Here is a 25,631-nt window from a genome sequence, read left to right as displayed (position 1 = left end):
TGAGAGTAAATATTCGGCAAATAGCCACTGATCAAGCCCCGGCAAAACGGTTCAGTGTCTGAGCAAATCAGAAAACCTAGTGCGCAGAACGCACTAGGCAGATTGTAAAGGTCTTTTGCTTAGACGAGGAAATCATCCGCGACAAAGACGATGTCTTCGACAAGGCTGTCGTCCGCGTCGCGCACGATCACACGGTCACGGTCGCCGCCGTCCAATTGGATGTGCAGATCGCCATTGCGTTCAAACACGTTGCGGATGCCCACACCGTCTTCCAGCACGATAGTGTCTTCGGCTGCATCGAAGTCTTTGATGACGTCACGCTCGCGATCACCATTTGCTGCATCCGCACCAAACACAAAGGTATCCGCACCTGCGCCGCCAGTCAGCTTGTCGTTGCCAGCACCAGAGATAAAGGTCTCATCCGCATTGGTGCCAACAAGAGTGTCACGTCCGCCAGTGCCGGTGATGACAATGGTTTCCGGCTCAGGCGTGGGCTCTGGATCCGGGGTCGGTGCTGGATCTTCATTGATCTCTACAACACCATCGGTGGTGAAGCCGATGTCAGCGTAGGACAGATCGTGGCTGGTGAAGCTTTGGAAATCGGCGCTAACGATGTCGTTCAGGGTGTAGCCTGCATCTTCGATTGCGGCGACTTCTACAGCATAGGCACGTGTATCAACATTCTGGTTGTTCACAAAATCAATACCGCCCGATTGATAGGCCTGAACACCCGAAATCGAAGCACCGTCTGCAAAGGTTACGCGAACCAGAACTTCGGCGTTGAACGGGTTGATTTCAGTGCTTTCGCCACCGTTGAACGGGGTGTCGTCTGTGTCAATCACGGTACGTGTGGTGCCCAGACCTGGTGCGTCGATGGCGCCAGAGCCAAAGACACGGCCTTCGAATGCACTCGCGCCCGGAGGCAGCAGGCCAAAGTCCAGCTGGTCAAAGGCTACATCATTGGCGCGAATCTTCGAATCTGCAGTCACGGTGGTGATGCCATCAACCGCAAAGTCGTTGCGCGGCAGGAAGTAGGTGTCGCCACCAGCGGAGAAAGTGATGCCAAAGACAGTTCCTGCGTCGGTGCTGAGGCTCACGAACTCATAAGTAGGAGATTCAGAAGCGATCTGGACACCGTCGACAAAGAAGTCGATGGCTTCAGCTTCGCTCAAGACGGTCTCGTTTACTGTGCCTTCAAAGATGACGGACTCTGGAATGACAATGAAGTCGTTGCTGTCCTGGTCAACAGTCATCAATTCAACTGCGGTCAAGGTTGTGCCGGCAGAAATGATGTCGTTCTGGCCAAGCTCGACCCCGTCGATGCGGTATGCGGTACCGATAAGCGTTGTGGGCATTTTGTTAATCCTGTTCTAGATTATTTTCAATAATAACAATGGTTAAGAGGGGTGTTGGGTAACAGTTCCAACATAGTGGCTGGAGATCTTAAAAATGTCTTAACTCCGGTTGATCCGCTTTTTCACATCAAAGTGGGCATATGTGAAATGGGGGGTCAGCCCCAACGTGGGTCGATGATTCCATCGGTCAGCGTTTCGTAAAAAGATGCATGCAATATTGGGAATTTAAACCGATCTTGTGAGCCAAAAGACGGTTTTGGCGTTCACAGAAACGAATGAATTCCTGTGATCAGCCGTCAAAAAATTTTCGCAAAATCCACAGGATTCTGATGACGCTGAGCGGCGATCTTTGCCGCGGCTCAACGATGACGTGTAGTGATTCCCGTAAGGCTGTTAGGCGCCGGGGTTTAGAATGCGGGCTTTGGTCAGAAACCGGGTGGTGCGCCCGTTGTCGAGGCTGAAGCCGTCACCGCTTCCCGGACCTGCGTCCAGAATAAGCTGCGAGTTTTCCCAGATCCCAGCGATGGAGGGAGAAGCCCAGACTCCAGCGCCGTCTGCTTCACCCAATTGAATGTCTTGGCTTCCGATAAAGGCACTGTCCTTGCGAAAACACATGGCGCCGCTGCCGTCGCAACAACCGGCAGACAGTTGAAAAACAACCTCGCCATATTCAGCTCTTAACTCTGTCAATAGCGTCCGGGCGGCGTCGGTGATTACGATTTTCTCGGGTGTGTGTGTCATTTCTCTCATCCCTTTGGTGGTCTTGAAAAAAGGTAAGGACTGCTTGGGGATCGCCAAGGCCGACCAAAGTCGCATAGGGGAGATTGAATAAGAAAGGAACCCGTGGCGGCTCCTTGATCTGCAATAGAACGTTTTCAGTGAGCGCGAACGGGTATAAAGCTTTGTTTTTGTTGGTGGTGAAGCATACAAGGATTGATGTATCCATTTTTGACTGGCCATGCACAGGCACAGCTTCAGTTCGACAATAAATGGCTCTGGCTTGGCTTAGTGTTGTCTGCCGAACGCCGAACAGCGATGGCGTCCAACAGATGTTCCCCGGTCCGGTTTAGACGGTTTGCTGGTGAGCGTTTATTTGCGGATAGTCTCACCTTCGGCCAGTTCTCCCACAATAATCCCTTCGCGCAAATCACAGGCGATCATGCCAGGTAGGCTTTGTCCTTTTCCCTGCCATCTGGGTGCTAAGCATAATTTATTGTTTGGATGCAGATAACCGCATTCCCCTGAGAACCCGTTGAAATCCCGCGTTCCAATGGTCGACCTGGCGTCTATTGTGATGTTTGGATTTTGGTTTCCGCCGTCGCCATATCCTCTGCACTATGTTCGAAATTGCAGGACATTGGCTGGTTCCTGGGTATCCGAGGGTTGTTGCAAGGGTAAAGCCCAGTTTAGCGGCATTTACATCTTCCCTGCATCGGGTGGGTCGTGTTCAAACAGACCAAACGGGGGTGCATAAGGCAGGCGAAATGCTGTTGGATATTGAGACATACTGGGAAACTTTGGGCTACGCCGCAGGCCTGGGGATATCCTGTTTTGTGTTGATCGGCTTGATCTGGAGGCTACGGGAGACCTCTGAACGGCGCATGTTCCTATGGGCGATGCTTGCCTTCTTTGCGATCAATTGCCTCGATTTGTGGGACAGCTTGGCCTACGGGGCGGCTTCTTTTGGTCCGATGACCCTCTATCAGTGGCAGCATCTGCTCCTTCCAGGCTTTATGGTGTCTCTGTACTTCTTTGTCCGCGGATTGACGAGCTCGGAACCCAAGCTATCGGTGCGCGACTTGGTTCATGTACTGCCCTTTCTTGGCGGGTTCTTCTGCCTTCTGCCCAGCCTATTATTGCCGGGCGCACAGCGGGCTGGCTTTGCGAAGATCACCGTGTCTGAGGCGCATCAAACCTGGATCGCGTATGGAGAGGTCGCCTTTTGGGGCATGTGGATCATTGTTTTGGTCCTCTACGGCGGGGCTTGTGTGCGGCGCCTGTTGCGTCACAAGCATAATGTTCGGGAGCTATTCTCGGATCTGGAGGGGAAGAACCTCCGCTGGTTGGATGGGCTTGTGGCGACGATTTTGACCCTCGCATTGATCGTGATTGTTGATGAAAGCCGCATGTTAGCGGGCCACGCTGGATTCCTGACCGGCGTGAAATCCGCATCTTTTGACGTGGTCCTGAGTGGTGTGTTTGGCGTATTTGCACTGCGCGCAGTGCCTCCGCTGCCACAGTGGTCCAAGGAGGTCCTGCCGAACCCATCACTGAAAGAACCGCCACAACAAGGGCAGGACAATCGTTATGCCCGATCAGGACTACAAGCTGAGGATCTGGACCGTTTTGCAAAACGTCTGGAGGCACGCGTGGCCGAAGGGCAGCTGTGGCGGGATCACGGTCTAAATCTGCGCCGACTCGCGCAAGAGGTTTCCGTTTCTTCTGTTCACCTTTCCGAAGTTTTGAACACACAACTGGGTATGACCTTTTACGACTACATTAACCAATGCCGAGTTCGGGATGCCTGCGCCCTGTTGGTCGACACGAATTTGACGATCCTAGAGATCAGTGAAACGGTGGGATTCAATGCCAAATCCACCTTTAACGCGAGCTTCAAGAAAGTGACGGATCAGACGCCGTCGCAATGGCGAAAGTCTAACCAGCCTTGGTCTGGGGTAGGGGCACTGAAGTGGTGCGAGCTACCGTATTGATTTTATGGAATTAATTTAAAGTTAGGTCCGAACCAGTTTGTTCGGACGTTGCAACCAACCGGTTCGGTCGCCGGTTTGCTCAACGATCTACAGTATTGCGTCATTCAAACCACGACGCCTTACGGGCTGCGTGGCCTGACCTGACACAGGACCCAAGGATGCCTCGTCCTTTGGATGACCTATTCTGAAAATAGAAAACGAGAGATCGATGAAACTAGCCTATTGCCTCCCTTTCCTCCTTGTTGCTGCTGCATGCGGCCAAAGCGGAGCTGAATATGAACCGATTTTGGATGGTGCGCCTTCGGCCGCTTTTCAGGTGGATTTGACAGCCTGCCAATCCTTGGCGCGGGATCAGAAGCAGTTCGATAGCGAAACCGTGCAGGCCGCCGTTTTGGGGGCCGGAATTGGGGCTGTGTTGGGGGAAGTTGATTCCAGTGATGATCCCTGGGGTGGCGCTGTTGTCGGCGCGCTGGTTGGCGGCGCCTCTGGTGTTGCTGATGCAGATGAACGCCGCGAGGAGATTGTGGTCGAATGCATGCGCGGCCGCGGACATCGCGTCGTCGGCTAACCGTTGAGACCTGAGCTCAGCCTCTAAGTTCCGCACCCCGACTGGACAGTCCGGGGCTCAGGTGGCACATGTGCCGCCTGAGCCGCGATAAGGGGAAGGGAACCAAATCAGATGAATTTTGAACAGCTCACCCTGAGCCCACAAGCCGCAACTGTGATGTTCTGCATCACCTGTCTGGCTGGGTATCAATATCGCCGTGTTTGGAAACGCGAAGGCCCCAGGTATCAATATTGGCTGTTTGGCACCATTGCGGCGCTTGGCCTTGTGACCCTGGGACTTATTCCGCTGAATGTGGCGGGTTAGACGCCTGTGTCGAGCCCCGCGCGTTCCAACATCTTTTTGGCGCGCGGGCACTCAAGCCGTTCCCGAAGAGGAGAGTCCGGGTCGATTTCCTTGTGACACACAAGGCACTGATCTGCGTCACCAATGGCGTTCAATCCGCCGCAGCTCCCTTTGATCCGCTTGTTCATCAGGATCACGCCAAGTGCCATACCGAGCATTACCAACAAAAACAAAGCAAAGGTCAAAAAGAAGACTGTCATTGATGCGTCTCGCAATTCCGTGGGTTATGCGGCGAGGGTTTTGAACGCCTCGCTCGCGTAGGTTTTGAACTGCAGCGCGGTGACGCTTGGGTCACGCTCTGCAAACTGAACGGCGATGCCATGCTGCGCTGCAACTTCAAGGCCACGTTCCCGACCCAGGATCAGCATTGCAGTCGACCATGCATCCGCAAGCATCGCGTTTTCAGCCAATACAGTAGCGGACGCGGTCTTGTGGTCAACCGGACGGCCAGTGGCCGGGTCGATCAGGTGCGAATAGCGCTGGCCGTCGACTTCGAAATAGTTCCGGTAATCGCCCGAAGACGCCAGACCCAGACCCGACAGGCCGACCACACCCAGCACACCGCGGTCAGCCGCGTTGGGGGCTTCGATGCCGATTTGCCAGGGCAGGCCATCAGGGTTGCGGCCAGCGGCATAGAGGTCACCGCCAATCTCGACCAAATAGTCATTGACACCCAGCTGTTCCAGCGCGCGTCCCACATGGTCTGCACCATAGCCTTTACCGATCGCCGCCAGATAGATTTGCGCGTCGGCTTGGGTTTTCTGCAGCGTGCCCGCGCCAATGCGCAGGGTGTTTTCATGCCCCGATTTCGCACGGGCATCGGCCACGGCACCCTCGGACGGCATGCTCTGTGCACCCGGCGCGCCAAAGCCCCAAAGCTCGATCAGCGGGCCGACGGTTGTGTCAAAACGACCACCGCTTGCCTGGTTCACAAAGGCCGCAGCTTCCATGACCTGTGCCAGCTCCGGCGACAATGTGGTCATTCTGTCTGTTTTTTCGGCGTTGATTCGAGAAATTTCGGAGGTCTGATCCCAATTTGACATGCTTGCGTTAACAGTCGCCAGGGCCTCTGAAATTGCGGTTTTTACGTCTGATTCTTTCAGTTTGTTGCTGTGATCAATCGCCACAACATTATAGGTTGTCCCCATGGACTGACCTTTAATATCAATGACTTGCTTGTTTGATCGGCAGGCTGCAAATGCCAGGGGCATCACAAGAAAAGATCTACGGGAAAACGACTTCAAAGACGTCATAGCATGCCCTTCATTTCACGAGTTCCGGGCTAGATGAGGAAATTCTGAGATTTCTTCAACCTCTTTCTGGTCATTTTGGAAAAAAACCTCTAGCAGGACGTCGAGGTGGGGGGTCGCCCGGCAAAGCACGGATCACGTGATCTGCGGCGTTTTCCCAAGATCAAGGAACTCAGTCGTTGAAGCGGTACAACTTACGCAAAGGTCTGGATTTACGTATTATCGGCGCACCGCGCCTTGAAATCCAGGACTCCGAACAGGTCCAGACAGCAGCAGTCCTGGGCGATGATTACATAGATCTCAAGCCACGAATCGTTGTGGCCGAGGGGGACGTGGTGGTGCCCGGCACCCCCGTCTTGTTCGATAAGAACATGCCAGAGGCCCAGGTGGTCTCACCGGTGGCGGGCCGTGTGCGCGCCATCAACCGGGGCGCACGACGCAAGCTGGTCAGTGTGGAGATCGACATCGATCCTGCGGCAGGCGAAGCGCTCAATTTCTCAGATGTGGGCGATGCGTCAACACGCGACGGTCTAGTGGAACGTCTGTGCGCGGCGGGTCTGTGGACCTCCTTCCGCACGCGCCCCTACTCCAAGGTTCCGGCCCCGGATACAACGCCTGCGGCCATTTATGTGACCGCTGCTGACAGTGAACCGCTGGCCATGGATCCGGCGATTGCGATCCAGCAAGAGGCCGAGGCATTCACCAAAGGTCTGGAAGCCGTCGCCGCGCTGAGCGGTGGCAAGACATATCTGTGTCAGGGTGATGGTGAGGCCTTGCCGGGTCATGACCTGGCAGGTGTTGAAGCCGCTGCCTTTGTGGGGCCGCACCCTTCTGGTCTTGCGGGCACACATATGCATTTCCTCGAAGCGCCGACAGCTCAGAAAACCGTTTGGACCATTGGCTATCACGATGTGATTGTCATTGGCCGCCTGATGCTGACCGGCACCTATGATCCGTCGCGGGTGATCGCGCTGACGGGGCCGCTCTGCAAGGATCCGCGTCTGGTGCGTGTCCCCGCAGGTGCCGCAATGGCGGATCTGTTGGCGAAAGATCTGCCCCAGGATCTGCCGGTTCGGATCATCTCGGGCTCGATCCTCAGCGGCCGCGCGGGCGAAGGAGCCAGCGGATATCTGGGCCGCTATGCGCGCCAAATCACCGTGATTGAAGAGGACAAAAAGCAGATCCCGATGGGATGGATCCGGCCGATGTTCTCCAAATTTGCTGTGCAGCCTGTTTTGGGCTCTGCCTTGTCCAAGCGTGCGTTTCCGTTGACGTCCAACCTGAATGGGGGTCGTCGCGCGATGGTGCCGCTGGGCACATTCGAGGAGCTGATGCCGCAGGACTTCCTGCCGACGCAACTGCTGCGGGCCCTGTTGGTGATGGACACCGATCAGGCTCAGCTTTTGGGCGCGCTGGAGCTGGACGAAGAAGATCTGGGACTTGTCGGTTTTGCCTGTCCCGCAAAATATGAATATGGGATGGCGCTTCGGGACTGCCTGACCAAGATCGAGAAAGAGGGTTAAACCGTGGGCCTGAGAAACTTTTTCGACAAAATAGAGCCGCACTTTGAGAAGGGCGGCAAGTGGGAAAAATACTTCCCCATGTATGAGATGGTGGAAAGCTTTCTCTACACTCCCAAGACCGTGACAACGGTTGCGCCGCACGCGCGCTCTTATGTGGATATGAAGCGGATCATGACCTATGTGGTCATCGCGACGATCCCTTGTATCTTGATGGCGCTTTATAACACCGGCTATCAGGCCAATCTGGCCATTGCCGAGTTTGGGTCTTCTGGCTGGCGCGCCAGCATCATCGAAGGTCTGGGCATCGGTTTTAACGCCGCGAACCCCGTGGCCAATATGCTGCATGGTCTGATGTATTTCCTGCCGATTTACATCACGACACTGGTGGCCGGTGGTGTGTTCGAGGTGATCTTTGCCACCGTGCGCAAACACGAGGTGAACGAAGGTTTCCTGGTATCTTCCATGCTTTATGCGTTGATCATGCCTGCAACCACGCCGCTGTGGCAGGTTGCGCTTGGCATTATCTTTGGTGTGGTGATCGGCAAGGAAGTCTTTGGCGGCACTGGCAAGAACTTCCTGAACCCGGCGCTGACGGGCCGTGCGTTCCTGTATTTCGCTTATCCCGCGCAGATGTCTGGCGACAGCGTCTGGGTGCCGGTTGATGGCTTCACAGGTGCAACCGCGCTGGCGGTTTCGGCCTCTAACGGTGTGCAGCACTTGGCCGCCATGGGCATGACCTGGTGGGATGCCTTCTTGGGCTTCATACCGGGCTCCATGGGTGAGACGTCGACTGTAGCTGCTTTCCTGGGGCTGTTGTTCTTGTTGGCGACCAAGATCGCGAACTACCGGATGGTGCTTGGCTGTCTGGGGGGGATGATCGGGTTCTCGCTACTGTTGAACTGGGTCGGCTCTGACAGCAATCCGATGTTTGCCATGCCGTGGTATTGGCATCTGGTGCTGGGGGGCTATGCCTTTGGTCTGGTCTTTATGGTGACTGAGCCTGTTTCAGGCGCTCACACCAACCTCGGTCGGTACATCTATGGCGCGCTGATCGGCTTTATGGTCGTGATGATCCGCGTGATTAACCCGGCTTTCCCCGAAGGCATGATGCTCGCCATCCTCTTCGGCAACGTCTTTGCGCCGCTCATCGACTATTTTGTCGTGCAGGCCAACATCAAACGGAGGGCTCGTCGCAATGTCTGATAACAATAAGAACGCGCCCAAGGGCTTCATTGGCCGTTTCCTCGCTTTGCCGACAGATTCGGTTCCCAAGACCATCTTTGTCGCGGTTGCGGTCTGTCTGGTTGCATCCATGATCGTATCCGCCGCCGCTGTGGCACTGCGTCCGACACAGGCGGTCAATGCGCTGAAAGACAAGCAGATCAACATTCTGCAGGTTGCGGGTATCTATGACCCGTCCCAGGATGTGCTGGAGGCTTTTGCAGCCTTTGAGCCAAAAGTATTGGAGCTTGCGACCGGCGAGTTCACGGATCAATTCGACCCGGCTTCGTTTGATGACCGGTCTGCAGCGGATGATCCCGCGACGTCGGTTGCCTTGTCGGATGACCCGGCAGGCATCGTGCGCCAGGGCAAATTTGTCACTGTTTATCTGCTGCGCGATGAGGCTGGCGCCATCGACAAGGTGATCCTGCCAATCCACGGCTACGGTCTGTGGTCCACGCTGTATGGCTTTATCGCGCTGGAAGAGAACGGGAACGATATCTTTGGTCTTCAATTCTATGAACACGCGGAAACACCAGGCCTGGGTGCTGAGGTGGACAATCCCCGCTGGAAAGCGCTGTGGAATGGCAAGAAACTGGTCGACGACAGCGGTGAACTGCAGATCAGCGTGACCAAAGCGGTGCCGCCTGCAGGCAAGGATTACCACATCGATGCATTGGCCGGTGCGACACTGACGACGGCCGGTGTCCACAATCTTGTGAATTTCTGGATGGGCGAAGCAGGCTATCGTCGGTTCTTGGAAAACTTGAAAGCGGGGAATGTCTAATGGCGCATAAACGCAAGGAAATGCTGATCGACCCATTGGTCGACAACAACCCGATCACGTTGCAAGTTCTGGGCATTTGCTCGGCCCTGGCTGTGACCTCCTCGCTGAAAGTAGCGGTGGTGATGGCCATCGCGGTGACCTTGGTGACCGCGTTTTCCTCTATGTTCATCTCGATGCTGCGCAACCACATTCCGGGTTCGATCCGGATCATCGTGCAGATGGTGATCATCGCCTCGCTGGTGATCCTGGTGGACCAGATGCTGAAGGCCTATGCTTTTGAGATCTCCAAGACCTTGTCGGTTTTTGTGGGTCTGATCATCACCAACTGTATCGTGATGGGCCGCGCCGAAGCATTTGCAATGAAGAACCCGCCGCTGGACAGTTTCATCGACGGGATTGGCAACGGTCTGGGCTATGGCCTGATCCTGATGCTGGTGGGCACCATCCGCGAGCTGTTTGGGTCCGGCAGCCTGTTTGGCGTCACCATTCTGGAGACCGTTAACAACGGTGGCTGGTATGTGCCCAACGGTCTGCTGCTGCTGCCTCCTTCTGCTTTCTTTATCATTGGTTTGATCATTTGGGCCTTTAGGTCCTGGAAGACCAACCAAGTCGAAGAGCGCGAATATAAAATTCAAACGGTCGAGGCGCACTGATGGAAGGCCTTCTCTCTCTCGCGGTTAAGGCGATCTTTGTTGAAAACCTTGCCCTGTCGTTTTTCCTTGGCATGTGTACCTTTATTGCGGTGTCCAAAAAGATCTCTACGGCGATCGGTCTGGGCATTTCGGTGATGATCGTGCAGGCGATTACGGTTCCAGCCAACAATCTGATCCTGAACAACCTTTTGGCACCGGGCGCACTGGCCTGGGCCGGGTTTGAGGACGTGGATCTGACCTTCCTGGGCCTCATCTCCTATATCGGGGTGATCGCGGCTTTGGTTCAGATCCTTGAAATGGTGCTCGATAAGTATTTCCCGCCGCTTTACAACGCGCTGGGTGTCTTCCTGCCGCTGATCACGGTGAACTGCGCGATCCTGGGTGGGTCGCTGTTTATGGTGGAGCGCAGCTATGACTTTGCCGAAGCCGCGACCTATGGCCTGTCTTCGGGCTTTGGCTGGGCGCTGGCGATCACCGCAATGGCGGGCGTGCGTGAAAAGCTGAAATACTCGGACATTCCCGATGGTCTGCAGGGCCTGGGCATCACCTTCATCACCGCAGGTCTGATGGCGATGGCCTTCATGTCCTTCTCTGGCGTGAAACTGTAAAGGGGCGGGCACATGGAAACTTTTGGTCTTGGTATCATTCTTTTCACCCTGATTGTTCTGGCCCTGGTCACGATCATTCTGGCGGCCCGCTCGCGTCTGGTGTCTTCGGGGAACGTCAACATCACCATCAACGGTGAAAAGACGATCTCGGTGCCTGCAGGTGGTAAGTTGCTGCAAACCCTGGCCGAGCAGAAACTGTTCGTGCCCTCTGCCTGTGGCGGCGGTGGCACCTGTGCGCAATGCCGCGTGCGGATCCATTCGGGCGGCGGCTCGATCCTGCCAACCGAGGAAAGCCACATCACCAAGCGTGAGGCGTCGTGTGGGGACCGTCTGTCCTGTCAGGTGGCGGTGAAACAGGATATGGAAGTCGAAGTTCCCGAAGAGGTCTTTGGCGTCAAGAAATGGGAATGCACCGTTCGGTCCAACGACAACGTTGCAACCTTTATCAAAAACCTGGTTCTGGAACTGCCTGAGGGCGAGGATGTGAACTTCCGCGCTGGCGGCTACATCCAGATTGAGGCCCCGGCGCATGAGCTAAAGTACACCGATTTCGACATCGGTGAAGAATACCGTGCGGATTGGGACAAATTCAATCTGTGGCAGTATGCCTCCAAAGTGGATGAGCCGATTGAACGCGCCTATTCCATGGCGAATTACCCGGATGAAAAAGGTCTGATCATGCTGAACGTGCGGGTGGCTTCGCCGCCTCCGGGTTCGGTGGACATTCCGGCGGGCAAAATGTCGTCCTTCATCTTCAACCTGAAACCGGGTGACAAGGTGACCATTTCCGGTCCGTTTGGCGAATTCTTCGCCCGCGACACCAACAAAGAGATGGTGTTTGTCGGCGGTGGTGCAGGTATGGCGCCGATGCGGTCGCATATCTTTGACCAGCTGAAGCGTCTCAAGAACAAGGACCGCAAGATCACCTTCTGGTATGGTGCGCGCTCCAAGAAAGAGATGTTCTTTGTCGAAGATTTCGACAAGCTGGCCGAAGAGTTCCCGAACTTCACCTGGCACGTGGCGCTGTCTGATGCGCTGCCCGAGGATGATTGGGGGGGCTACACCGGCTTCATCCACAATGTTCTTTATGAGGAATATCTGAAGAACCACCCAGCGCCGGAAGACTGCGAATTCTACATGTGTGGTCCGCCGATCATGAACAGCTCGGTCATCAATATGCTGGTGGAACTGGGTGTGGATCGTGAAGACATCATGCTGGACGATTTCGGCGGTTAATCCCGAAACGGTCTGACTTTTTAAAAACCGCCCCCGTGACACATGCGCAGGGGCGGTTTTCATTTGGGTGTCAGCTTTCTTTGGCGGTGCGCTTGAACGGGTTTTCTTCGGGAACCTCATAGTCGGGCACCAGTTCCCCTTTGTCGTAAGCGTCTGACATATACCGGAACGCATTGACCGACATCCGCATCAGATGTTCACCGGCCTTCATGGGGGGATATTTTTCCGCTGTTTCGGGCGTGCGGAATTTCTCCAGCGGCTCCACAACAGTGTGGTAATCCAGTCCAAAGAACAGCGGCATGGAATAGCGTTCCTTGCCCACATTGATCACCCGGTGTTGGGTCGACTTGAACTGGCCACCGGACCAGGTTTCAAAAATGTCGCCGATGTTGACCACAAAACAGCCTGGAATGGGCGGGGCCTCGATCCAGACGTCGTCCGCATTCATCACCTGCAGCCCCGGTGCGCCGGTCAGCAACAGGGTGAAACACTCAAAATCCGAATGCGCCGCAATGCCAACAATCTCCTTGGTCGCGGGCATGTCGTTTTCCAAATAGCGCAGCAGACGCAGTTGTGACGTCGGATAGGTGATATGCTGCGTCAGCTCTTCGGGGGCGACGCCCAATTCGGTGGCCAATGCATCCAGCAGGCGGAGCCCCAGATTAAAGGCCGCATCGTAATAACCTGCGACCGTGTCCTTCCAGCCAGGAATATCCGGCCAGATGTTGGGCCCGGTCATCCGCCAGTTGGCCAGATAATCCGGATGATCCTCGGGCGCCTCAAATGACATATCCCAAGCTTCGTTGAAATTGATTGTCTTTGGGAAATCACTGCCGTTTTCCTCAAACGGGACATAACCACGGTGATGCGTTGTAAAGCCCGACCAGTACTTCATCTTAAAGTTACGCGGCTTTTCGTGGAATTCTTTGGAAGCGGCAAAAAGCGCGTCAATCTGCTCTTGGGGGATGCCGTGATTGGTAATGTAGAAAAAGCCGGATGTCCGGGCTGCATCGCCCAAGGCCGCGGCGACTTTGGCCTTGTCATCAGGCTGGCCCGTAAACAGGCCAGTCAGGTCCACAACAGGAAGGTTGGCATCCTCGATCGTAAGCGCACGCTGGTCGTCAGAAATGTCGGATCGCATGTATCAGTCCTCTTTCAGTCCGTATGACTGAGTATTCCCCACAAGGCCCCGCCGACGGGCCCTCTGCACTGCGACGGGACGGGGAGAGCCCGCGGAAATCATTCACGGCAATGCGGGCAGGGCATACAAAAACTGGTCATAAAACCTTAGTCGTCCGGACAATTCGCTCAAAAGTTAAACAAAGGTGACTAACTCTGACCTGTTTTACGCCTTGTGACTCACGCCATGCGCGCGCTGCGGTGCAGCCTAGCCTGGGAAACGGCGCTGCAAATCGCGCCGGGCAAACACCACAAAACCAACAGGGGAAGACACAAATGACTCGGATGAACCGACGCGCACTTTTGAAATCTGCCGGCAGCGTGGCAGGTCTGACTGCAGCCTCCAGCGTAATCGGCACGCCGTTGATTGCAAAAGAACGCAGTCTCAAGATCGGCGCTTATGGTGGCTACTTTGAGAACAGCCTTAAAGAACATGTCTACAGCGCCTTTACCGCCGCGACCGGTATCAACGTAGAAAGCGTGACACAGCCGAACTCAACCGATTGGTTGGTGACTATGACGCAGGCCACCAAAGCGGGCTCGGTTCCGGCTGATCTGTCCCTTTATGCGCGCGATACGATGATCAAAGCGTCGCGCATTGGCGGGCTGCTGTCGCCGCTGGACCTGAAGGCTGCACCCAAAACAGGTGACCTTGATCCTTACTTTGTGTTTGAGGATACAACCGGCCCAATTGGTGTGGGTGCCATGTCCTGGTTCACCGCGATGGTGATCAACCCCGAGGAAGTTGGCCCCCCCGCCAGCTGGGCAGAATTCTGGGACAGCGAAAAATATGAGGCCTCGTTGGGCTTGCCCAAGAACTTTAACGCGCAGTTCTTGGACATTGTGGCCGCGACTTTCTTTGAGGGCGAGGCGACGTTTAAAACCAAGGATGGTATCGTTGCGCTGGTGGAAAAAGCGGCCGAGATCAAGCCGAACGTGGCCCTGTGGTGGTCCGCAGAAAGCCAGATGGAACAGGCCTTGAAAAATGGCGATGTCATCGGCGGACAGTACTATCTGGATGTGTCAAACCTGATGGCGGCCGATGGGTTCCCCGTTCAGCCGGTCTTCCCAAAAGAGGGTAACCCGCAGGATTATGGCTCCTGGTGTCTATCTTCGATCTCGGAAAAAGGTGCGGAAGCCGCTGAGTTTGTGAACTTCTCTTCCGACCCAGCAACACAGGCCTTGATGAGCCGTAAAATCGGCACGGCCCCGCTGGTGCCCCAGTCCAAAACCGATCTGACGGATGATGAATTTGCCTTTGTCTCTGGCGCGCCGTCCATCAAACCGGCTTATGAAGCCTATTTGGACAGCGAGACCTTTATCAAAGAAACCTGGGAAAAGATGCTGGCCGGTGCGTAAACCATGAATGGTTTGAGCCTGACAGGTATCTATAAGGATTTCGGCAGCGTGCGCGCTGTCGAAAACGTTCATCTCGACTTTGCCCAAGGGGAGCTGACTGCGCTGTTGGGGCCGTCGGGATGTGGTAAAACAACCTTGCTGCGGATGATCGCGGGGCTGGAACTGCCCAGCGGTGGCGCAATCCGACTGAATGATGACGACATCACGGCGCTGCCTGCGCATAAACGTCGTTTTGGCATGGTGTTTCAGAACTTTGCCCTGTTTCCGCATCTGAGCGTGCGGGAAAACATCGTGTATTCTCTGGTGATCTCCGGCACCGCCAAGGCGGATGCAATGGAAACCGGCGAACGTCTGCTGGATCTGGTGCAGCTCAAAGGGTACGGCGACCGCCGTATCAGCGCCTTGTCGGGCGGGCAGCGTCAGCGGGTGGCCATTGCACGCGCTTTGGCGCAGGAGCCGGATGTGTTTCTGCTGGATGAGCCGATGTCGGCGCTGGATGCCAAGCTGCGCGAAGACATGCAGGTTGAGCTGCGCCTGTTACAACAGCGCCTGGGGATCACAACCATTGTGGTGACCCATGACCAGCGCGAGGCCATGACCATGGCCGACAAAATTGTTGTCATGAGCCAGGGCAAGGTCGAGCAGGTGGGCTCTCCACAAGACATTTATCACCGTCCCGAAAATGCCTTTGTGGCGGATTTCATCGGCCGGGCGAACTTCTTTGATGGCGTGGTTGAAAATGGTCAGCTGCGCATTGCGGATACGGTGTTGAACACCACTCCAGCGCCTGCATTTCTGAACGGATCCGGTGTGCGCATCGCCTGCCGCCCTGAACTCCCATGTCTGGACCGCGAAGACGTCGAAGGCAGCCGTCTGAACGCCACGGTGACCTTTGTCCGGGACCTTGGGCCTGCGCGCGACATTCATCTAAAAACCGCAATCGGCCCGATGATTGTAGAATACGCCCAAGGCGAAGATCAACAGCAATATCGGGTGGGACAGGAAACCGTGGTGACCTTGCCTGCCGAAGGCTTGCATGTCTTTCCCGAAGAAAAGGCCGTCTTATGAGCGTGATATCGGATCTGGATGCCGTCGCACAGCCACCAAATACAACGCGCAGCGAAGCCAGAAAATGGGCCAACCCACAGGTTTTGATCTGGGCTGTGGTCCTGTTTCTGTGTCTGACACCTTTTATTCTGATTTTTGCCGTTTCCTTTGGGCACAAAGTCGAAGGCGCAGGATGGGTCTGGGGTTTTTCATTTGCGAATTACCAACGGGTTTTTGTTGGGGCAGAATGGCCGGATCAAGTCACATGGCTTTATCTGCAACGGCTGTATTATTCGTTGTACTATGCGGTGATTGCGGCGGTATTGGCCGTTGTGACCGCCTTTCCCTTTACTTATTTGATGACCGGCCTGTCGCGTCGCGCCCAAAGCGCGTGGTTGGTTTTCCTGCTCTCCAGCCTGTCTTTGTCCGAGGTTTTTATCGTCATGGGCTGGGATGTGTTGCTGTCCAATCGCTCTGGCCTGCCAATGGTGTTCAAGGAAACCGGTCTGACGGATTGGCTCAAAGCTGTGGGGTGGTTTGACGTCTTGCGGGAATGGGGGCTGGCCAATCCACGCAACGTGAAATTCAAAACCTCGGTTCTGGCGACCGTTCTGACCATGTCCTATCTGGTTTGGCCCTATGCGGTGATCCTGCTGTATCCGCCGCTGTCGCGGCTGGATCGCAGTATGGTGGAAGCTGCGCACACCATGGGTGCGGGCCCGTGGACGGTGATGCGTACCGTGGTCTTGCCCGCGATGCGGTTGCCGCTGGTGGGCACCATCCTTTTGCTGTTTGTGTTTCTTTTGGGCGTTTATGTGGCGGTCACGGTCTTTGCCGAACCGGCCAAACAAACCATGTCGGTCTCTGTCTATGGGGCAGTGCGCGGCAATACGTTGAACGCGCCATTTGGGGCGGCACAGGCAATTGTGTTACTGGTGACGGCCGCGATCTTTCTGGTGCTGGGGCAGTGGATGAACCGGAGGACCGCGTCATGATCTTGCGGAGCCTGTCCAACCTGTTTCTGGCGCTGTCAGCGATCCTGCTGGCGCTGCCGATTGTCGTGGTCTGCGGCGCGGCACTGAATTCCGGGCGCACGATGTTCTTCCCACCAAAAGAGCCCACGTTGTCCCGGTTTTATGAGTTTTTCATCGCAGAACCCATTTGGGTCACGGCGCTTGGAAACTCGATCCTGATTGCCTTTGGCAGTGCGGCATTGGCGGTTTTGCTGGCCTGGCCAGTGGCTTATGGGCTCTGGGCCAAAGGGGGGCGTGCATCACAGGTTCTGGCCGGTCTTGGGTCGATGCCCTTTGCCCTGCCGCCGATTGTATTTGGTGTCGGGCTTGGGTTTTTATGGACCTTCCTTGGCGCGTTGGGTGCTGTCTGGGCGGGGATCATCAGCCATGCGACCTTGTTTCTGGCGCTGCCGATTGTGACCATCTCGATCGGGCTGCAATCCATTGACCGGTCGCATCTGGATGCGGCGGCCACAATGGGGGCAACGTCTTCGGTCATTTTCCGCACCGTGATCCTGCCGCAGACGATGCCCTATACAATCTCTGGATTTTTCTTTGCGCTGGTGCTCAGCTTTAATGAGTTCATCGTGATGTTCTTTGTATCCGCATCGGCTTACTCCACGGTGACGCTGCAGATCTTCAATTCGCTGCGCAATGGCTACACGCCCACCATGGCCGTGGCCGCGATCACATTTATCGTTGTTTCGCTGATGGTGTTTTCCGCCGTCGCCCGCTGGGGGGATCTGCCGCGCCTGATGGGGGCGGAGCCTGCCAAACCCTAAAACCAAAAGGAGAGCCACCATGGCCCGTCAACCAACCTTGGTCGGGAAGACTGTTCTGATTGTTGTCGACATCCAAAAAGGCGCGTTTCTGGACCGCAGCAATGCGGGCATTCCAACCATGCCGGATTATTTTGACAATATGGCACGAGCGCGGCGGGTGGTTGATGCGGCTCATGCCGCCGAGATCCCTGTGATCTTTTTTGAGGAAAATCACCGCCGGGATATGGTGGACTATGGGCGCGAGCTTGACGGATCCGAAGGCATCCATTGTTTGGACGGAGAACCGGGCACACCCGTCGCCGCCGAAGAGATGGATATGCGCGACAGTGATTATTTTATCCGCAAACGCCGCTATTCTTGTTTCTTTGGCACTGAGTTGGAAATCCTCCTCAAAGGGCTCAAGGCGGAAACGCTGATCCTTGTGGGCGGCATGACGGATGTCTGTGTGCACTACACTTTTGTAGATGGGCATCAGCATGACTATTACATGCGTGTGATTGCGGACAGCGTGGGTGGCACCTCGGATGCGGCGCATCAGGCCTCGTTGAACGCGATGGAGTATCTGCAGACCGGTGCGGTGCAAACCACGGATGAGATTGTTGCGAAGCTTTCGACATTGAAGGTTGCAGCCGAATGATAACGGCCCGCGATCTAGAGGCGCATTGGCAACGTATCTGGCTGCGTGCACCAGGGCATGAGGATGCGATGACGCGGGTGCATTGGATGCAATCCGGTGCGCTTTATGCGGACATCCGCATTCCATCGGACCGACCTGCGCTGAATAATGCCCGCGCGCTCAGCGAATTGTCGGCAGATCAATTGCTGATCCTGATGCAGGCCGAAGGCTTTGCGGGCACCATTGATGTTCAGGACGGCATCTGCACCTGGACGCGTGAGATCAACTGGCATGGCACGCCAGATGGCATCGATGCCGGGCGCATGTCTTTTGATGCGGCCGGTGATCTGATCGAAGACGGCGTGCATGCAGACTATGCGGAGCTGTGGCGGTCGATGCCCGAAAGGCCGACAGCCGCCTATCGCTTTGCAGCTGACGAGGCGGGGCAGGGCATTCTGGTTCTGTCCAACACCCAGTTTTTGATCGGTTTTGGCCACCCAGATGCCCCAGCCACCGCCCCTTTGATCGCGGCGCTCAAGGGTGGGGAGATCCCGGATAGTCTTCACACCCATTTTGCCGCGCACTACGTGTTTGGGCAATGGGACGGCACCGCCGGGCAGGCGCGGTTGGCCACCAATCCCTTCCTCGAAGGGCAGGTTGTTCTGACACGCATCTCAGCTGGGTTTCAATTCACGGGCGTGACATTTGACGGGCAGGCCCAGACATTGGAAATACCGATTTAGGCTCTGCCCCAACGGGTCAGATAATCAGCGATAATTTCAAGGCATCGCGTCTGGTCAAAGGTCGGATCATGACCGCCATGCACGCGTTTAATCGGCAAGCCGCGCAGGCGTTTCAAGCTGTTGGCATAGGTTTCCTGATCCTCAACGATCAATGGACCATCATAAATGGCGTCTGCCCCAAACAGCGTGCCACTCTCAGGATGCCACAGACCAATTTGCCCCGGCGCATGGCCTGGCAGATGCAGAACAGTTGCCTGCCAATCGCCCAGGTCAATGATATCGCCGTCTTCTACCGTGCCGGTGGCAGGTGCTGCTGGGATTTTATACGCAGCGATATCGTAATCGGGCACAGGGACTGCGTTGATCAAATATTCCCACAAGGGCGGGTAACCTGCATCAAGGAACAGGCGAACCAAAGCAGCGGGAATATCCGCGCTTGTCAGCGAATAAGGCGACGGATTTGCCAGCTCCTCTGCCTCTGCCGGATGCACCAGCCGCTGTTCAAATTCATGCGCCGCGCCAATGTGGTCAACATGGGTGTGGGACGAGAGACAAATCAGGGGCTTGCCGGGATCATCGCGCAGCCCATCCACAACCGGTCGCAGCGGCGCAATCCCCATCCCGCTGTCGATCAACAAATCCGCATCCCGTCCCAGAACCAGATGCATATTGGCAGAGAAAATCGGATGCACATGCGGCTCGGTGATCAACCAGATGCGATCATCCAGGCGGCGTGTGTCATACCATTGTTGTGCAATAGGAAGGCTCATAAGGCCACTCTAACAGGTGTTGTCCGTAGTGACAGGCGCACATGTAAAAGACACACTGTGCAACTGGCCGGTGCCCGTCATTTAGGCGCGGTGGTCTAGAGGCGTGTTTGAAGGTTTAGCGGCTGACATAGGCGGATCGTCGCAGAATAATTGAGCGACATGTTGCAGCCTTACAAGCAACACAGCGCCGTTGTTTTACAGCGCCGTCTCAATAACCGGTTCAGAACTGTAGGTGGCGGAGACGAAGGGATTCGAACCCTCGATACCGTTTCCGGTATACTCCCTTAGCAGGGGAGCGCCTTCGACCACTCGGCCACGTCTCCGCTGACCCGTATATGGCCCGCCAAGGGGGGAAACAAGGCCAAAATCAAAGCTTTTGTGAAAATTTTGACATACCAGCGGAGCACGTGAATTTGCCTACCCATCATCTTGAAAACAGCGGTAACTAGCTGAGCAGGCCGGGGACTTTTTCACACCATGACTGCTGAGGTGCAGCCACAGCCGAACCTGGCTGATGCGTTTCGCCAAAGGGCTGGCATCTTTGCGTTGCAAAGCTGTGCCGTCGTGAGACTGAGATAAAACCGTCATATCAGGTTCATGTGAAATGCTTAGTTCATTCATATGAACCCTGAGTCGCAAAACTCCAAAGAATCTCCCACCCATTGGGGAACGGAACGCCAAGCGCAGGTGGCCGAGATCGTGCGCCAGGAAGGCCATGCTAAGGTCGATGATCTGGCACAGCGTTTTGGTGTCACGACCCAAACGATCCGAAAGGATGTGAACGCGCTATGTGCACGGGGGTTGTTGCGGCGTGTGCATGGTGGGGTGGAGCTTTCGCCTGTCACGGCAGGGCATTATGATTTGCGCCGCATTCTGAACCTTGGGGCAAAACGGGCGATTGCCACGGCGGCGGCCAGCGTGATCCCAAACGAGGCCTCGATTGCGGTGTCCATAGGCACCACGCCCGAAATGGTTGTTGCGAGCCTTGGACAGCATCAGGGTTTGCGCCTTTTTACCAATAACCTGCATGTGGCGATGACCGCTCAGCGGTTTGACAATGCGACAGTGACAATTCCAGGTGGAACTCTGCGCAACGCAGAAGCCGATATTGTGGGCCCCACGGCGGTCGACTTCTTTGACAGTTACAAATTTGATTTTGGTGTTTTCGGCGTGGCGGCTGTGGATGAAAATGGGGCTCTGTTGGATCTGTCCGAAGAGGACGTGCGCTCACGCGACGCTATTTTCCGCAATGCAGACACCCGAATTCTGGTGCTGGATGTCAGTAAGTTCAACCGCAAGGCCCATGCCCGCAGCGGGATGATTCACGATGTGGAGCAGGTGATCTGCGATACCCGCCCCCCCGAACCGATCTGCCGGATGCTTGAACAGGCGGATGTAACACTCACCATTTGTGATGAGGCGGCTGCGTGATGGATCAAGGCAAATCGATAACGTTGCAAAACGTGCGCAAGGCCTGGGGTGAGACGGTCTCGTTGCGTGGGATAGATTTGGAAATTCTAGCGGGTCAATTTACCGCTATTTTGGGGCCTTCGGGCTGTGGCAAATCCACAAGCCTTCGGGTGATTGCGGGGCTTGAGGATGTCACCAGCGGGCGGGTTTTGATTGGCGATCAGGACGTCACAGCCATGTCCCCGGCACAACGCAACCTGTCGATGGTGTTTCAATCCTATGCGCTGTTTCCACATCTGAGCGTGGCCGAGAATATTGTCTTTGGCCTCAAAGTCGCGCGGATGCAGCGCCAGGAACGTCTGGCGCGGCTGGCTGAGGTGGCGGAGCTTTTGGAGCTCACCCCCTATTTGGACCGCAAACCTGCGGCTTTGTCGGGTGGGCAGCAGCAGCGGGTGGCTTTGGGGCGCGCCGTCGTATCCCGCAGGCCTGTGTGTCTGATGGATGAGCCGCTGTCGAATTTGGACGCGCGTCTCAGGGATGAAATGCGGCGTGAAATTCGCAAGCTGCAACAGGCGCTTGGCTTTACCATGGTCTACGTCACGCATGATCAGACCGAGGCGATAACCATGGCGGATCAGGTGGTTTTGATGAATCAGGGCCAGATCGAACAAGTCGCCACGCCGCAACAGATCTATGCCGCGCCCGCAACGCCTTTTGCCGCTCGGTTTATTGGCACACCGCCTATGAACCTATTGCCGCCGTCGGCCTTTGGCGCGTTGCTGGACAAAAGGTCCGAGGGTGTTCAGATCGGCGTCCGCCCCGAGGTTTTGAGCGAAGACCGCCATGGGGCGTTTGCAGCGACTGTTCGCTCAGCCGAGTTTCTGGGCGCGGACACGCTTGTTGAACTGGATGCAAACGGCGCGCCGCTTTTGGCGAAACTGGCCGGTAATCGCAGTGTTCTGCCAGGCGAAGAGCTTCGGTTCAGCGTGGCACCATCTGATATTCACGTCTTTGATGTGGCCAGCAATGGCCGTTTGGACGATCCCGCCCTGGTGGCGCGGATTGCGGGCGCGCAGGCATGACCGCGCAGACTGTCCACTTTCCCCCATACACCCGAACCCTTCGGGATGTTGCCCGCCGGCAGTTGACCGGCTTCTTTTTCTGCGGAGAAAACCAATGCTGATGACCAAATTCAAAGCGGCCGCGGCCGCCCTGGCATTTGCGGCTGCGCCTGCAGCGGCTGATGTCGATCTTCAGTTCTATTTCCCGGTTGCTGTTGGTGGCGCGGCTGCCAATACCATCGAGGAGCTGACCGCCGAATATGTGGCGGCCAACGAAGGCGTCAATATCGAAGCGATCTATGCGGGTTCCTATCAGGATACCGTCGCCAAAGCGCTGACTGCTGCCCGCGGTGGCAATGCCCCACAGCTGAGCGTGATTCTGTCGGTCGACATGTTCACCCTGTACGACGAAGACCTGATCCATTCCTTTGACACGTTCGCCACCAGCGACGAAGACAAAGCTTGGCTGAAGTCTTTCTACCCGGCGTTCATGGAAAACAGCCAGATCGATGGCAAGACCTATGGCATTCCGTTCCAGCGCTCTACTCCGGTTCTGTACTGGAACAAAGAAGCGTTCAAAGCAGCCGGTCTGGATCCAGAACACGCACCTGCGACCTGGGAAGAAATGGTCGAGATGGGCAAGCAGCTGACCATCAAAGACGACAACGGCAACGTCACCCAGTGGGGCGTGCGCATCCCGTCTTCGGGCTTCCCTTACTGGCTGTTCCAAGGCCTGACCACCGAAAACGGTGCAATCCTGGCAACTGACGGTGGCACCAAGACCAATTTTGACGATCCCAAAGTGGTCGAGGCGCTGGAATATCTGGTGGACCTGTCCAAAGAGCACGAAGTGATGGCGCCTGGCATCATCGAGTGGGGCGCAACACCCAAAGCGTTCTTTGAAGGTCAGACCGCAATGATGTGGACCTCAACCGGTAACCTGACCAACGTGCGCAACAACGCACCGTTTGATTTTGGTGTGGCTATGCTGCCTGCCAATGTGCGCCGTGGCGCGCCAACCGGCGGCGGCAACTTCTACCTGTTCAAAGGGTCTGACGAAGCTGAAACCAAAGCGGCGTTTGACTTCATTAAATGGATCACACAGCCCAACCAGGCCGCCAAATGGTCCATCGCAACCGGTTACGTCGCGCCGTCGCCTGCCACGTGGGACACCGAAGTGATGAAGCAATACGCTGCTGACTTCCCGCCTGCATTGGTCGCCCGTGACCAGCTGGAGCATGCCGTTGCAGAGCTGTCCACCTATGAAAACCAGCGTGTGACCCGCGTGTTCAACGACGCGCTGGCCGCTGCCATCACCGGTGAGAAAACCGCGGCAGACGCGCTGAAGGAAGCCCAGGCGCAGGCCGAAGCGATCTTGAAGCCTTACCGCTAAACATCCTGGGCCCGTGCGGTGCGCTGCGCGGGCCTTTTCACCATCGACGCACAAGGGACAAAAGATATGCAAAGGACACGACAGTGGATCCACGCTTGGCTGCTTTTGCTGCCAGCCTTTGTGTTTCTTTTGGCCTTTACCCATGTTCCTGCGATAACCACCCTGTGGAACAGTTTCTGGACCACAGCACGAGGACGCCGCCCCAGCCGTTGGGCGGGGTTGGACAATTACGACACGCTGATTGCCGATCCGGTGTTCTGGAAAGTGCTGGTCAATAACATCTGGTTTGCCATCGGGACCATCCCCACATCGATTGTCATCGCATTGGTCATGGCCGTGTGGGTCAACCAAAAACTGGCAGGGCGGGGCTTTGTCCGCATGGCCTATTTCACCCCCACAGTGCTGCCGATGATCGCGGTCGCGAATATATGGATGTTCTTTTACACGCCTGGATTTGGCTTGATCGACCAGATCACTGGCCTGTTTGGCATGGCGCAGTCCAATATCCTGGGGCAAAGCGACACTGCGTTGGTCGGGGTGATGATCGTCACCATCTGGAAAGAGGCGGGGTTCTTTATGATCTTCTACCTTGCCGCGCTTCAGACCATTCCGCCCAGCCTGATCGAAGCCGCGCGGATCGAAGGGGCAGGGCCTTGGACCATCTTTCGGCGGGTCACCTTCCCGTTGCTGATGCCAACGACGTTGTTTGTTTCGGTCAACGCCGTAGTCAATTCCTTCCGCATGGTGGACCACATCTTTATCCTGACCGGTGGCGGGCCGGATAATGCGTCGTCCTTGCTGTTGTTTTACATCTACGAGGTCGCTTTTCGCTTTTGGGATACGGCCTATGCGGCGACGCTGACGGTGGTCTTGCTGGCGATCCTGGCAGCCCTGGCAATCGGGCAGTTCTTCTTCTTTGACCGTAAGGTACATTATAAATGAGCTGGGATCGTGCGCTGAATACTGTTGGGGCCTGGGCGCTGGCGCTTTTGTGGGTGCTGCCGCTGGCCTATGCCATCTGGACCGCCTTTCACCCGGCGGCCTATGAGGCGAATTTCACCCTTTGGGCACCTTTGACGCTGGAGAACTTTGCCAAGGCATGGTCGGCGGCGCCATTTGGGCGGTATTTCCTGAACACGTTCATTCTGGTGACCGCAATCCTGATCGGTCAGTTTATTCTGGGCACATTGGCAGCCTATGCCTTTGCGCGCTACAGCTTTCCGGGGCGCGGCCTGCTGTTTGGCCTAGTTCTGGTCCAGCTGATGATCATGCCCGACATCCTGATCGTGGAAAACTACAAGCTGATCCGTGCCCTGGACCTGATTGATACGATCCCTGCGATTGCTCTGCCCTATATCGCCTCTGGCTTTGGCATCTTCCTGTTGCGGCAAACCTTTTTGTCGGTTCCCAAGGAACTGGAAGAGGCCGCCCAGATCGAGGGCATGTCTGCCCTTGGGGTTCTGATGAAGGTCTATGTGCCTTTGGCCTTGCCGACCTATCTGGCCTATGGGCTGGTCTCCGTCAGCCACCACTGGAACAATTTTCTGTGGCCGCTCATTATTACCAATTCGGTTGAGACCCGGCCTGTGACGGTCGGCTTGTCGATCTTTGCCTCGATCGATTCCGGGGTGGAGTGGAGCGTGATCAATGCTGCCACCTTGATGACGTCGGGACCTTTGCTTTTGGCGTTCCTGCTGTTCCAACGCCAATTCGTCCAAAGCTTTATGCGGGCGGGAATCAAATAGCATTTTCCTTTGGGCAACAGGGCCAACGACCCTGTGTTTCCGCCGGAAACCGTTAAAATCTTAACGGCCCTGGAAAGAGTTGCCTCACCTTTTCGTAAGAAACGGGGCCACAGTCCCGCCGCAATTGGCACAGAGTCGCGGGCGTTGGGGGTGTTCTGGTCCCATATCTCTCCTTCTGCGGGCGCTTTCCTTGGGTCTACCCGTTACCAAAAGGGTAATAGATTCCGGGGATTTACCTAAAATTTGCAGGAGTGCGCGG

General features: G+C 55.9%; 26 protein-coding genes and 1 tRNA gene. 20 read left to right on the top strand and 7 right to left on the bottom strand.

Annotation, left to right across the window (positions count from 1 at the left end; genetic code table 11):
- Nucleotides 1-119: 119 nt before the first annotated feature.
- Together GFB49_RS15200 and GFB49_RS15195 are read right to left on the bottom strand one after the other, a co-directional pair.
- The gene (locus GFB49_RS15200; protein ID WP_153216778.1) at nucleotides 120-1,355 is read right to left on the bottom strand and encodes a M10 family metallopeptidase C-terminal domain-containing protein; all 1,236 of its coding nucleotides are present in this window, start codon (nucleotides 1,353-1,355) and stop codon (nucleotides 120-122) included.
- Nucleotides 1,356-1,748: 393 nt separating this feature from the next.
- Nucleotides 1,749-2,096 carry a DUF779 domain-containing protein gene (locus GFB49_RS15195; protein WP_153216777.1) on the bottom strand — a complete coding sequence of 116 codons (348 nt, stop codon included), beginning with the start codon at nucleotides 2,094-2,096 and terminating at the stop codon, nucleotides 1,749-1,751.
- A 557-nt stretch (nucleotides 2,097-2,653) separates the two neighbouring features.
- Here GFB49_RS15195 and GFB49_RS15190 point away from each other — a divergent pair.
- The 3 genes from GFB49_RS15190 to GFB49_RS15180 all read left to right on the top strand — a co-directional run bounded on the left by GFB49_RS15190 (nucleotide 2,654) and on the right by GFB49_RS15180 (nucleotide 4,937).
- Nucleotides 2,654-4,066 carry a helix-turn-helix domain-containing protein gene (locus GFB49_RS15190; protein WP_153216776.1) on the top strand — a complete coding sequence of 471 codons (1,413 nt, stop codon included), beginning with the start codon at nucleotides 2,654-2,656 and terminating at the stop codon, nucleotides 4,064-4,066.
- A 208-nt stretch (nucleotides 4,067-4,274) separates the two neighbouring features.
- Nucleotides 4,275-4,634 (top strand): YMGG-like glycine zipper-containing protein, encoded by a 360-nt coding sequence (locus tag GFB49_RS15185; RefSeq protein WP_153216775.1) that lies wholly within the window; start codon nucleotides 4,275-4,277, stop codon nucleotides 4,632-4,634.
- 111 nt (nucleotides 4,635-4,745) lie between these two features.
- The gene (locus GFB49_RS15180; RefSeq protein WP_153216774.1) at nucleotides 4,746-4,937 is read left to right on the top strand and encodes a hypothetical protein; all 192 of its coding nucleotides are present in this window, start codon (nucleotides 4,746-4,748) and stop codon (nucleotides 4,935-4,937) included.
- On the opposite strand, the gene nqrM is transcribed toward GFB49_RS15180, so the two are convergent.
- Both nqrM and GFB49_RS15170 read right to left on the bottom strand, forming a co-directional pair.
- Nucleotides 4,934-5,176 (bottom strand): (Na+)-NQR maturation NqrM, encoded by a 243-nt coding sequence (gene nqrM / locus GFB49_RS15175; protein WP_153216773.1) that lies wholly within the window; start codon nucleotides 5,174-5,176, stop codon nucleotides 4,934-4,936. The genes GFB49_RS15180 and nqrM overlap by 4 nt on opposite strands.
- A 24-nt stretch (nucleotides 5,177-5,200) precedes the next feature.
- A complete protein-coding gene (locus GFB49_RS15170; protein ID WP_246149746.1) occupies nucleotides 5,201-6,124 on the bottom strand; it encodes an FAD:protein FMN transferase in 924 nt (307 codons plus the stop codon).
- A gap of 281 nt (nucleotides 6,125-6,405) precedes the next feature.
- Between GFB49_RS15170 and GFB49_RS15165 the strand changes: the two genes are divergently transcribed.
- From GFB49_RS15165 to nqrF, 6 genes are read left to right on the top strand one after another with little or no spacing between them, the layout of a single operon-like run.
- Nucleotides 6,406-7,749 (top strand): Na(+)-translocating NADH-quinone reductase subunit A, encoded by a 1,344-nt coding sequence (locus GFB49_RS15165; protein WP_153216771.1) that lies wholly within the window; start codon nucleotides 6,406-6,408, stop codon nucleotides 7,747-7,749.
- A gap of 3 nt (nucleotides 7,750-7,752) precedes the next feature.
- Entirely contained in the window at nucleotides 7,753-8,952 is a 1,200-nt protein-coding gene (locus GFB49_RS15160) for an NADH:ubiquinone reductase (Na(+)-transporting) subunit B (protein WP_343032599.1), read from the top strand.
- Complete coding sequence (locus tag GFB49_RS15155; protein ID WP_153216770.1) at nucleotides 8,945-9,757, top strand: Na(+)-translocating NADH-quinone reductase subunit C; 813 nt, start codon at nucleotides 8,945-8,947, stop codon at nucleotides 9,755-9,757. The genes GFB49_RS15160 and GFB49_RS15155 overlap by 8 nt, the downstream gene beginning before the upstream one ends.
- The gene (locus GFB49_RS15150) at nucleotides 9,757-10,410 is read left to right on the top strand and encodes an NADH:ubiquinone reductase (Na(+)-transporting) subunit D (protein WP_153216769.1); all 654 of its coding nucleotides are present in this window, start codon (nucleotides 9,757-9,759) and stop codon (nucleotides 10,408-10,410) included. Before GFB49_RS15155 ends, GFB49_RS15150 begins: the two co-directional genes overlap by 1 nt.
- Nucleotides 10,410-11,018, top strand: a complete 609-nt coding sequence (gene nqrE, locus GFB49_RS15145) for an NADH:ubiquinone reductase (Na(+)-transporting) subunit E (RefSeq protein ID WP_153216768.1) — start codon at nucleotides 10,410-10,412, stop codon at nucleotides 11,016-11,018. The genes GFB49_RS15150 and nqrE overlap by 1 nt, the downstream gene beginning before the upstream one ends.
- 12 nt (nucleotides 11,019-11,030) lie before the next feature.
- Entirely contained in the window at nucleotides 11,031-12,254 is a 1,224-nt protein-coding gene (gene nqrF / locus GFB49_RS15140; protein WP_153216767.1) for an NADH:ubiquinone reductase (Na(+)-transporting) subunit F, read from the top strand.
- Between the two features lie 70 nt (nucleotides 12,255-12,324).
- Here nqrF and GFB49_RS15135 read toward each other — a convergent pair whose 3' ends face one another.
- Nucleotides 12,325-13,395 (bottom strand): isopenicillin N synthase family dioxygenase, encoded by a 1,071-nt coding sequence (locus tag GFB49_RS15135; RefSeq protein WP_153216766.1) that lies wholly within the window; start codon nucleotides 13,393-13,395, stop codon nucleotides 12,325-12,327.
- Between the two features lie 314 nt (nucleotides 13,396-13,709).
- Here GFB49_RS15135 and GFB49_RS15130 point away from each other — a divergent pair, with 314 nt between their 5' ends.
- From GFB49_RS15130 to GFB49_RS15105, 6 genes are read left to right on the top strand one after another with little or no spacing between them, the layout of a single operon-like run.
- Nucleotides 13,710-14,792 carry an ABC transporter substrate-binding protein gene (locus GFB49_RS15130; protein WP_153216765.1) on the top strand — a complete coding sequence of 361 codons (1,083 nt, stop codon included), beginning with the start codon at nucleotides 13,710-13,712 and terminating at the stop codon, nucleotides 14,790-14,792.
- Between the two features lie 3 nt (nucleotides 14,793-14,795).
- Nucleotides 14,796-15,860: an ABC transporter ATP-binding protein gene (locus GFB49_RS15125; protein WP_153216764.1), complete on the top strand. Its 1,065-nt coding sequence runs from the start codon at nucleotides 14,796-14,798 to the stop codon at nucleotides 15,858-15,860.
- Nucleotides 15,857-16,834 carry an ABC transporter permease gene (locus GFB49_RS15120; RefSeq protein WP_153216763.1) on the top strand — a complete coding sequence of 326 codons (978 nt, stop codon included), beginning with the start codon at nucleotides 15,857-15,859 and terminating at the stop codon, nucleotides 16,832-16,834. Before GFB49_RS15125 ends, GFB49_RS15120 begins: the two co-directional genes overlap by 4 nt.
- A complete protein-coding gene (locus GFB49_RS15115; RefSeq protein WP_153216762.1) occupies nucleotides 16,831-17,634 on the top strand; it encodes an ABC transporter permease in 804 nt (267 codons plus the stop codon). Before GFB49_RS15120 ends, GFB49_RS15115 begins: the two co-directional genes overlap by 4 nt.
- A gap of 19 nt (nucleotides 17,635-17,653) precedes the next feature.
- Entirely contained in the window at nucleotides 17,654-18,271 is a 618-nt protein-coding gene (locus GFB49_RS15110) for a cysteine hydrolase family protein (RefSeq protein ID WP_153216761.1), read from the top strand.
- The gene (locus GFB49_RS15105; protein ID WP_153216760.1) at nucleotides 18,268-18,993 is read left to right on the top strand and encodes a hypothetical protein; all 726 of its coding nucleotides are present in this window, start codon (nucleotides 18,268-18,270) and stop codon (nucleotides 18,991-18,993) included. The genes GFB49_RS15110 and GFB49_RS15105 overlap by 4 nt, the downstream gene beginning before the upstream one ends.
- Here GFB49_RS15105 and GFB49_RS15100 read toward each other — a convergent pair.
- Nucleotides 18,990-19,763, bottom strand: a complete 774-nt coding sequence (locus GFB49_RS15100) for an MBL fold metallo-hydrolase (RefSeq protein WP_153216759.1) — start codon at nucleotides 19,761-19,763, stop codon at nucleotides 18,990-18,992. The genes GFB49_RS15105 and GFB49_RS15100 overlap by 4 nt on opposite strands.
- A 233-nt stretch (nucleotides 19,764-19,996) precedes the next feature.
- Nucleotides 19,997-20,086: transfer RNA gene (locus GFB49_RS15095), tRNA-Ser, on the bottom strand.
- Nucleotides 20,087-20,384: 298 nt separating this feature from the next.
- On the opposite strand from GFB49_RS15095, the gene GFB49_RS15090 reads away from it, so the two are divergent.
- The 5 genes from GFB49_RS15090 to GFB49_RS15070 all read left to right on the top strand — a co-directional run bounded on the left by GFB49_RS15090 (nucleotide 20,385) and on the right by GFB49_RS15070 (nucleotide 25,372).
- Nucleotides 20,385-21,194 (top strand): DeoR/GlpR family DNA-binding transcription regulator, encoded by an 810-nt coding sequence (locus GFB49_RS15090; protein ID WP_153216758.1) that lies wholly within the window; start codon nucleotides 20,385-20,387, stop codon nucleotides 21,192-21,194.
- Nucleotides 21,194-22,255, top strand: a complete 1,062-nt coding sequence (locus tag GFB49_RS15085) for an ABC transporter ATP-binding protein (RefSeq protein WP_153216757.1) — start codon at nucleotides 21,194-21,196, stop codon at nucleotides 22,253-22,255. Before GFB49_RS15090 ends, GFB49_RS15085 begins: the two co-directional genes overlap by 1 nt.
- A 94-nt stretch (nucleotides 22,256-22,349) precedes the next feature.
- Nucleotides 22,350-23,627 (top strand): ABC transporter substrate-binding protein, encoded by a 1,278-nt coding sequence (locus GFB49_RS15080; RefSeq protein ID WP_153216756.1) that lies wholly within the window; start codon nucleotides 22,350-22,352, stop codon nucleotides 23,625-23,627.
- A 66-nt stretch (nucleotides 23,628-23,693) separates the two neighbouring features.
- Entirely contained in the window at nucleotides 23,694-24,569 is an 876-nt protein-coding gene (locus tag GFB49_RS15075; protein ID WP_153216755.1) for a carbohydrate ABC transporter permease, read from the top strand.
- On the top strand, nucleotides 24,566-25,372 hold the full coding sequence (locus GFB49_RS15070; RefSeq protein ID WP_153216754.1) for a carbohydrate ABC transporter permease: 807 nt from the start codon (nucleotides 24,566-24,568) through the stop codon (nucleotides 25,370-25,372). Before GFB49_RS15075 ends, GFB49_RS15070 begins: the two co-directional genes overlap by 4 nt.
- Nucleotides 25,373-25,631: the final 259 nt, after the last annotated feature.

Origin of the sequence: Tritonibacter litoralis (assembly GCF_009496005.1) — a bacterium.
Taxonomy (GTDB): Bacteria; Pseudomonadota; Alphaproteobacteria; order Rhodobacterales; family Rhodobacteraceae; genus Epibacterium; species Epibacterium litoralis.
This window is presented reverse-complemented; position numbering and strand designations above follow the sequence as displayed.

What these genes read in the sequence shown, in the direction of transcription:
- GFB49_RS15090 (WP_153216758.1), top strand. Translation starts at nt 20,385, where the DNA reads ATGAACCCTGAGTCGCAAAACTCCAAAGAATCTCCCACCCATTGGGGA.
- nqrF (WP_153216767.1), top strand. Translation starts at nt 11,031, where the DNA reads ATGGAAACTTTTGGTCTTGGTATCATTCTTTTCACCCTGATTGTTCTG.
- GFB49_RS15085 (WP_153216757.1), top strand. Translation starts at nt 21,194, where the DNA reads ATGGATCAAGGCAAATCGATAACGTTGCAAAACGTGCGCAAGGCCTGG.
- GFB49_RS15080 (WP_153216756.1), top strand. Translation starts at nt 22,350, where the DNA reads ATGCTGATGACCAAATTCAAAGCGGCCGCGGCCGCCCTGGCATTTGCG.
- GFB49_RS15180 (WP_153216774.1), top strand. Translation starts at nt 4,746, where the DNA reads ATGAATTTTGAACAGCTCACCCTGAGCCCACAAGCCGCAACTGTGATG.
- GFB49_RS15135 (WP_153216766.1), bottom strand. Translation starts at nt 13,395, where the DNA reads ATGCGATCCGACATTTCTGACGACCAGCGTGCGCTTACGATCGAGGAT.
- GFB49_RS15200 (WP_153216778.1), bottom strand. Translation starts at nt 1,355, where the DNA reads ATGCCCACAACGCTTATCGGTACCGCATACCGCATCGACGGGGTCGAG.
- GFB49_RS15100 (WP_153216759.1), bottom strand. Translation starts at nt 19,763, where the DNA reads ATGAGCCTTCCTATTGCACAACAATGGTATGACACACGCCGCCTGGAT.
- GFB49_RS15155 (WP_153216770.1), top strand. Translation starts at nt 8,945, where the DNA reads ATGTCTGATAACAATAAGAACGCGCCCAAGGGCTTCATTGGCCGTTTC.
- nqrE (WP_153216768.1), top strand. Translation starts at nt 10,410, where the DNA reads ATGGAAGGCCTTCTCTCTCTCGCGGTTAAGGCGATCTTTGTTGAAAAC.
- GFB49_RS15170 (WP_246149746.1), bottom strand. Translation starts at nt 6,124, where the DNA reads ATGGGGACAACCTATAATGTTGTGGCGATTGATCACAGCAACAAACTG.
- nqrM (WP_153216773.1), bottom strand. Translation starts at nt 5,176, where the DNA reads ATGACAGTCTTCTTTTTGACCTTTGCTTTGTTTTTGTTGGTAATGCTC.
- GFB49_RS15130 (WP_153216765.1), top strand. Translation starts at nt 13,710, where the DNA reads ATGACTCGGATGAACCGACGCGCACTTTTGAAATCTGCCGGCAGCGTG.
- GFB49_RS15195 (WP_153216777.1), bottom strand. Translation starts at nt 2,096, where the DNA reads ATGACACACACACCCGAGAAAATCGTAATCACCGACGCCGCCCGGACG.
- GFB49_RS15185 (WP_153216775.1), top strand. Translation starts at nt 4,275, where the DNA reads ATGAAACTAGCCTATTGCCTCCCTTTCCTCCTTGTTGCTGCTGCATGC.
- GFB49_RS15150 (WP_153216769.1), top strand. Translation starts at nt 9,757, where the DNA reads ATGGCGCATAAACGCAAGGAAATGCTGATCGACCCATTGGTCGACAAC.
- GFB49_RS15105 (WP_153216760.1), top strand. Translation starts at nt 18,268, where the DNA reads ATGATAACGGCCCGCGATCTAGAGGCGCATTGGCAACGTATCTGGCTG.
- GFB49_RS15120 (WP_153216763.1), top strand. Translation starts at nt 15,857, where the DNA reads ATGAGCGTGATATCGGATCTGGATGCCGTCGCACAGCCACCAAATACA.
- GFB49_RS15115 (WP_153216762.1), top strand. Translation starts at nt 16,831, where the DNA reads ATGATCTTGCGGAGCCTGTCCAACCTGTTTCTGGCGCTGTCAGCGATC.
- GFB49_RS15125 (WP_153216764.1), top strand. Translation starts at nt 14,796, where the DNA reads ATGAATGGTTTGAGCCTGACAGGTATCTATAAGGATTTCGGCAGCGTG.
- GFB49_RS15075 (WP_153216755.1), top strand. Translation starts at nt 23,694, where the DNA reads ATGCAAAGGACACGACAGTGGATCCACGCTTGGCTGCTTTTGCTGCCA.
- GFB49_RS15110 (WP_153216761.1), top strand. Translation starts at nt 17,654, where the DNA reads ATGGCCCGTCAACCAACCTTGGTCGGGAAGACTGTTCTGATTGTTGTC.
- GFB49_RS15070 (WP_153216754.1), top strand. Translation starts at nt 24,566, where the DNA reads ATGAGCTGGGATCGTGCGCTGAATACTGTTGGGGCCTGGGCGCTGGCG.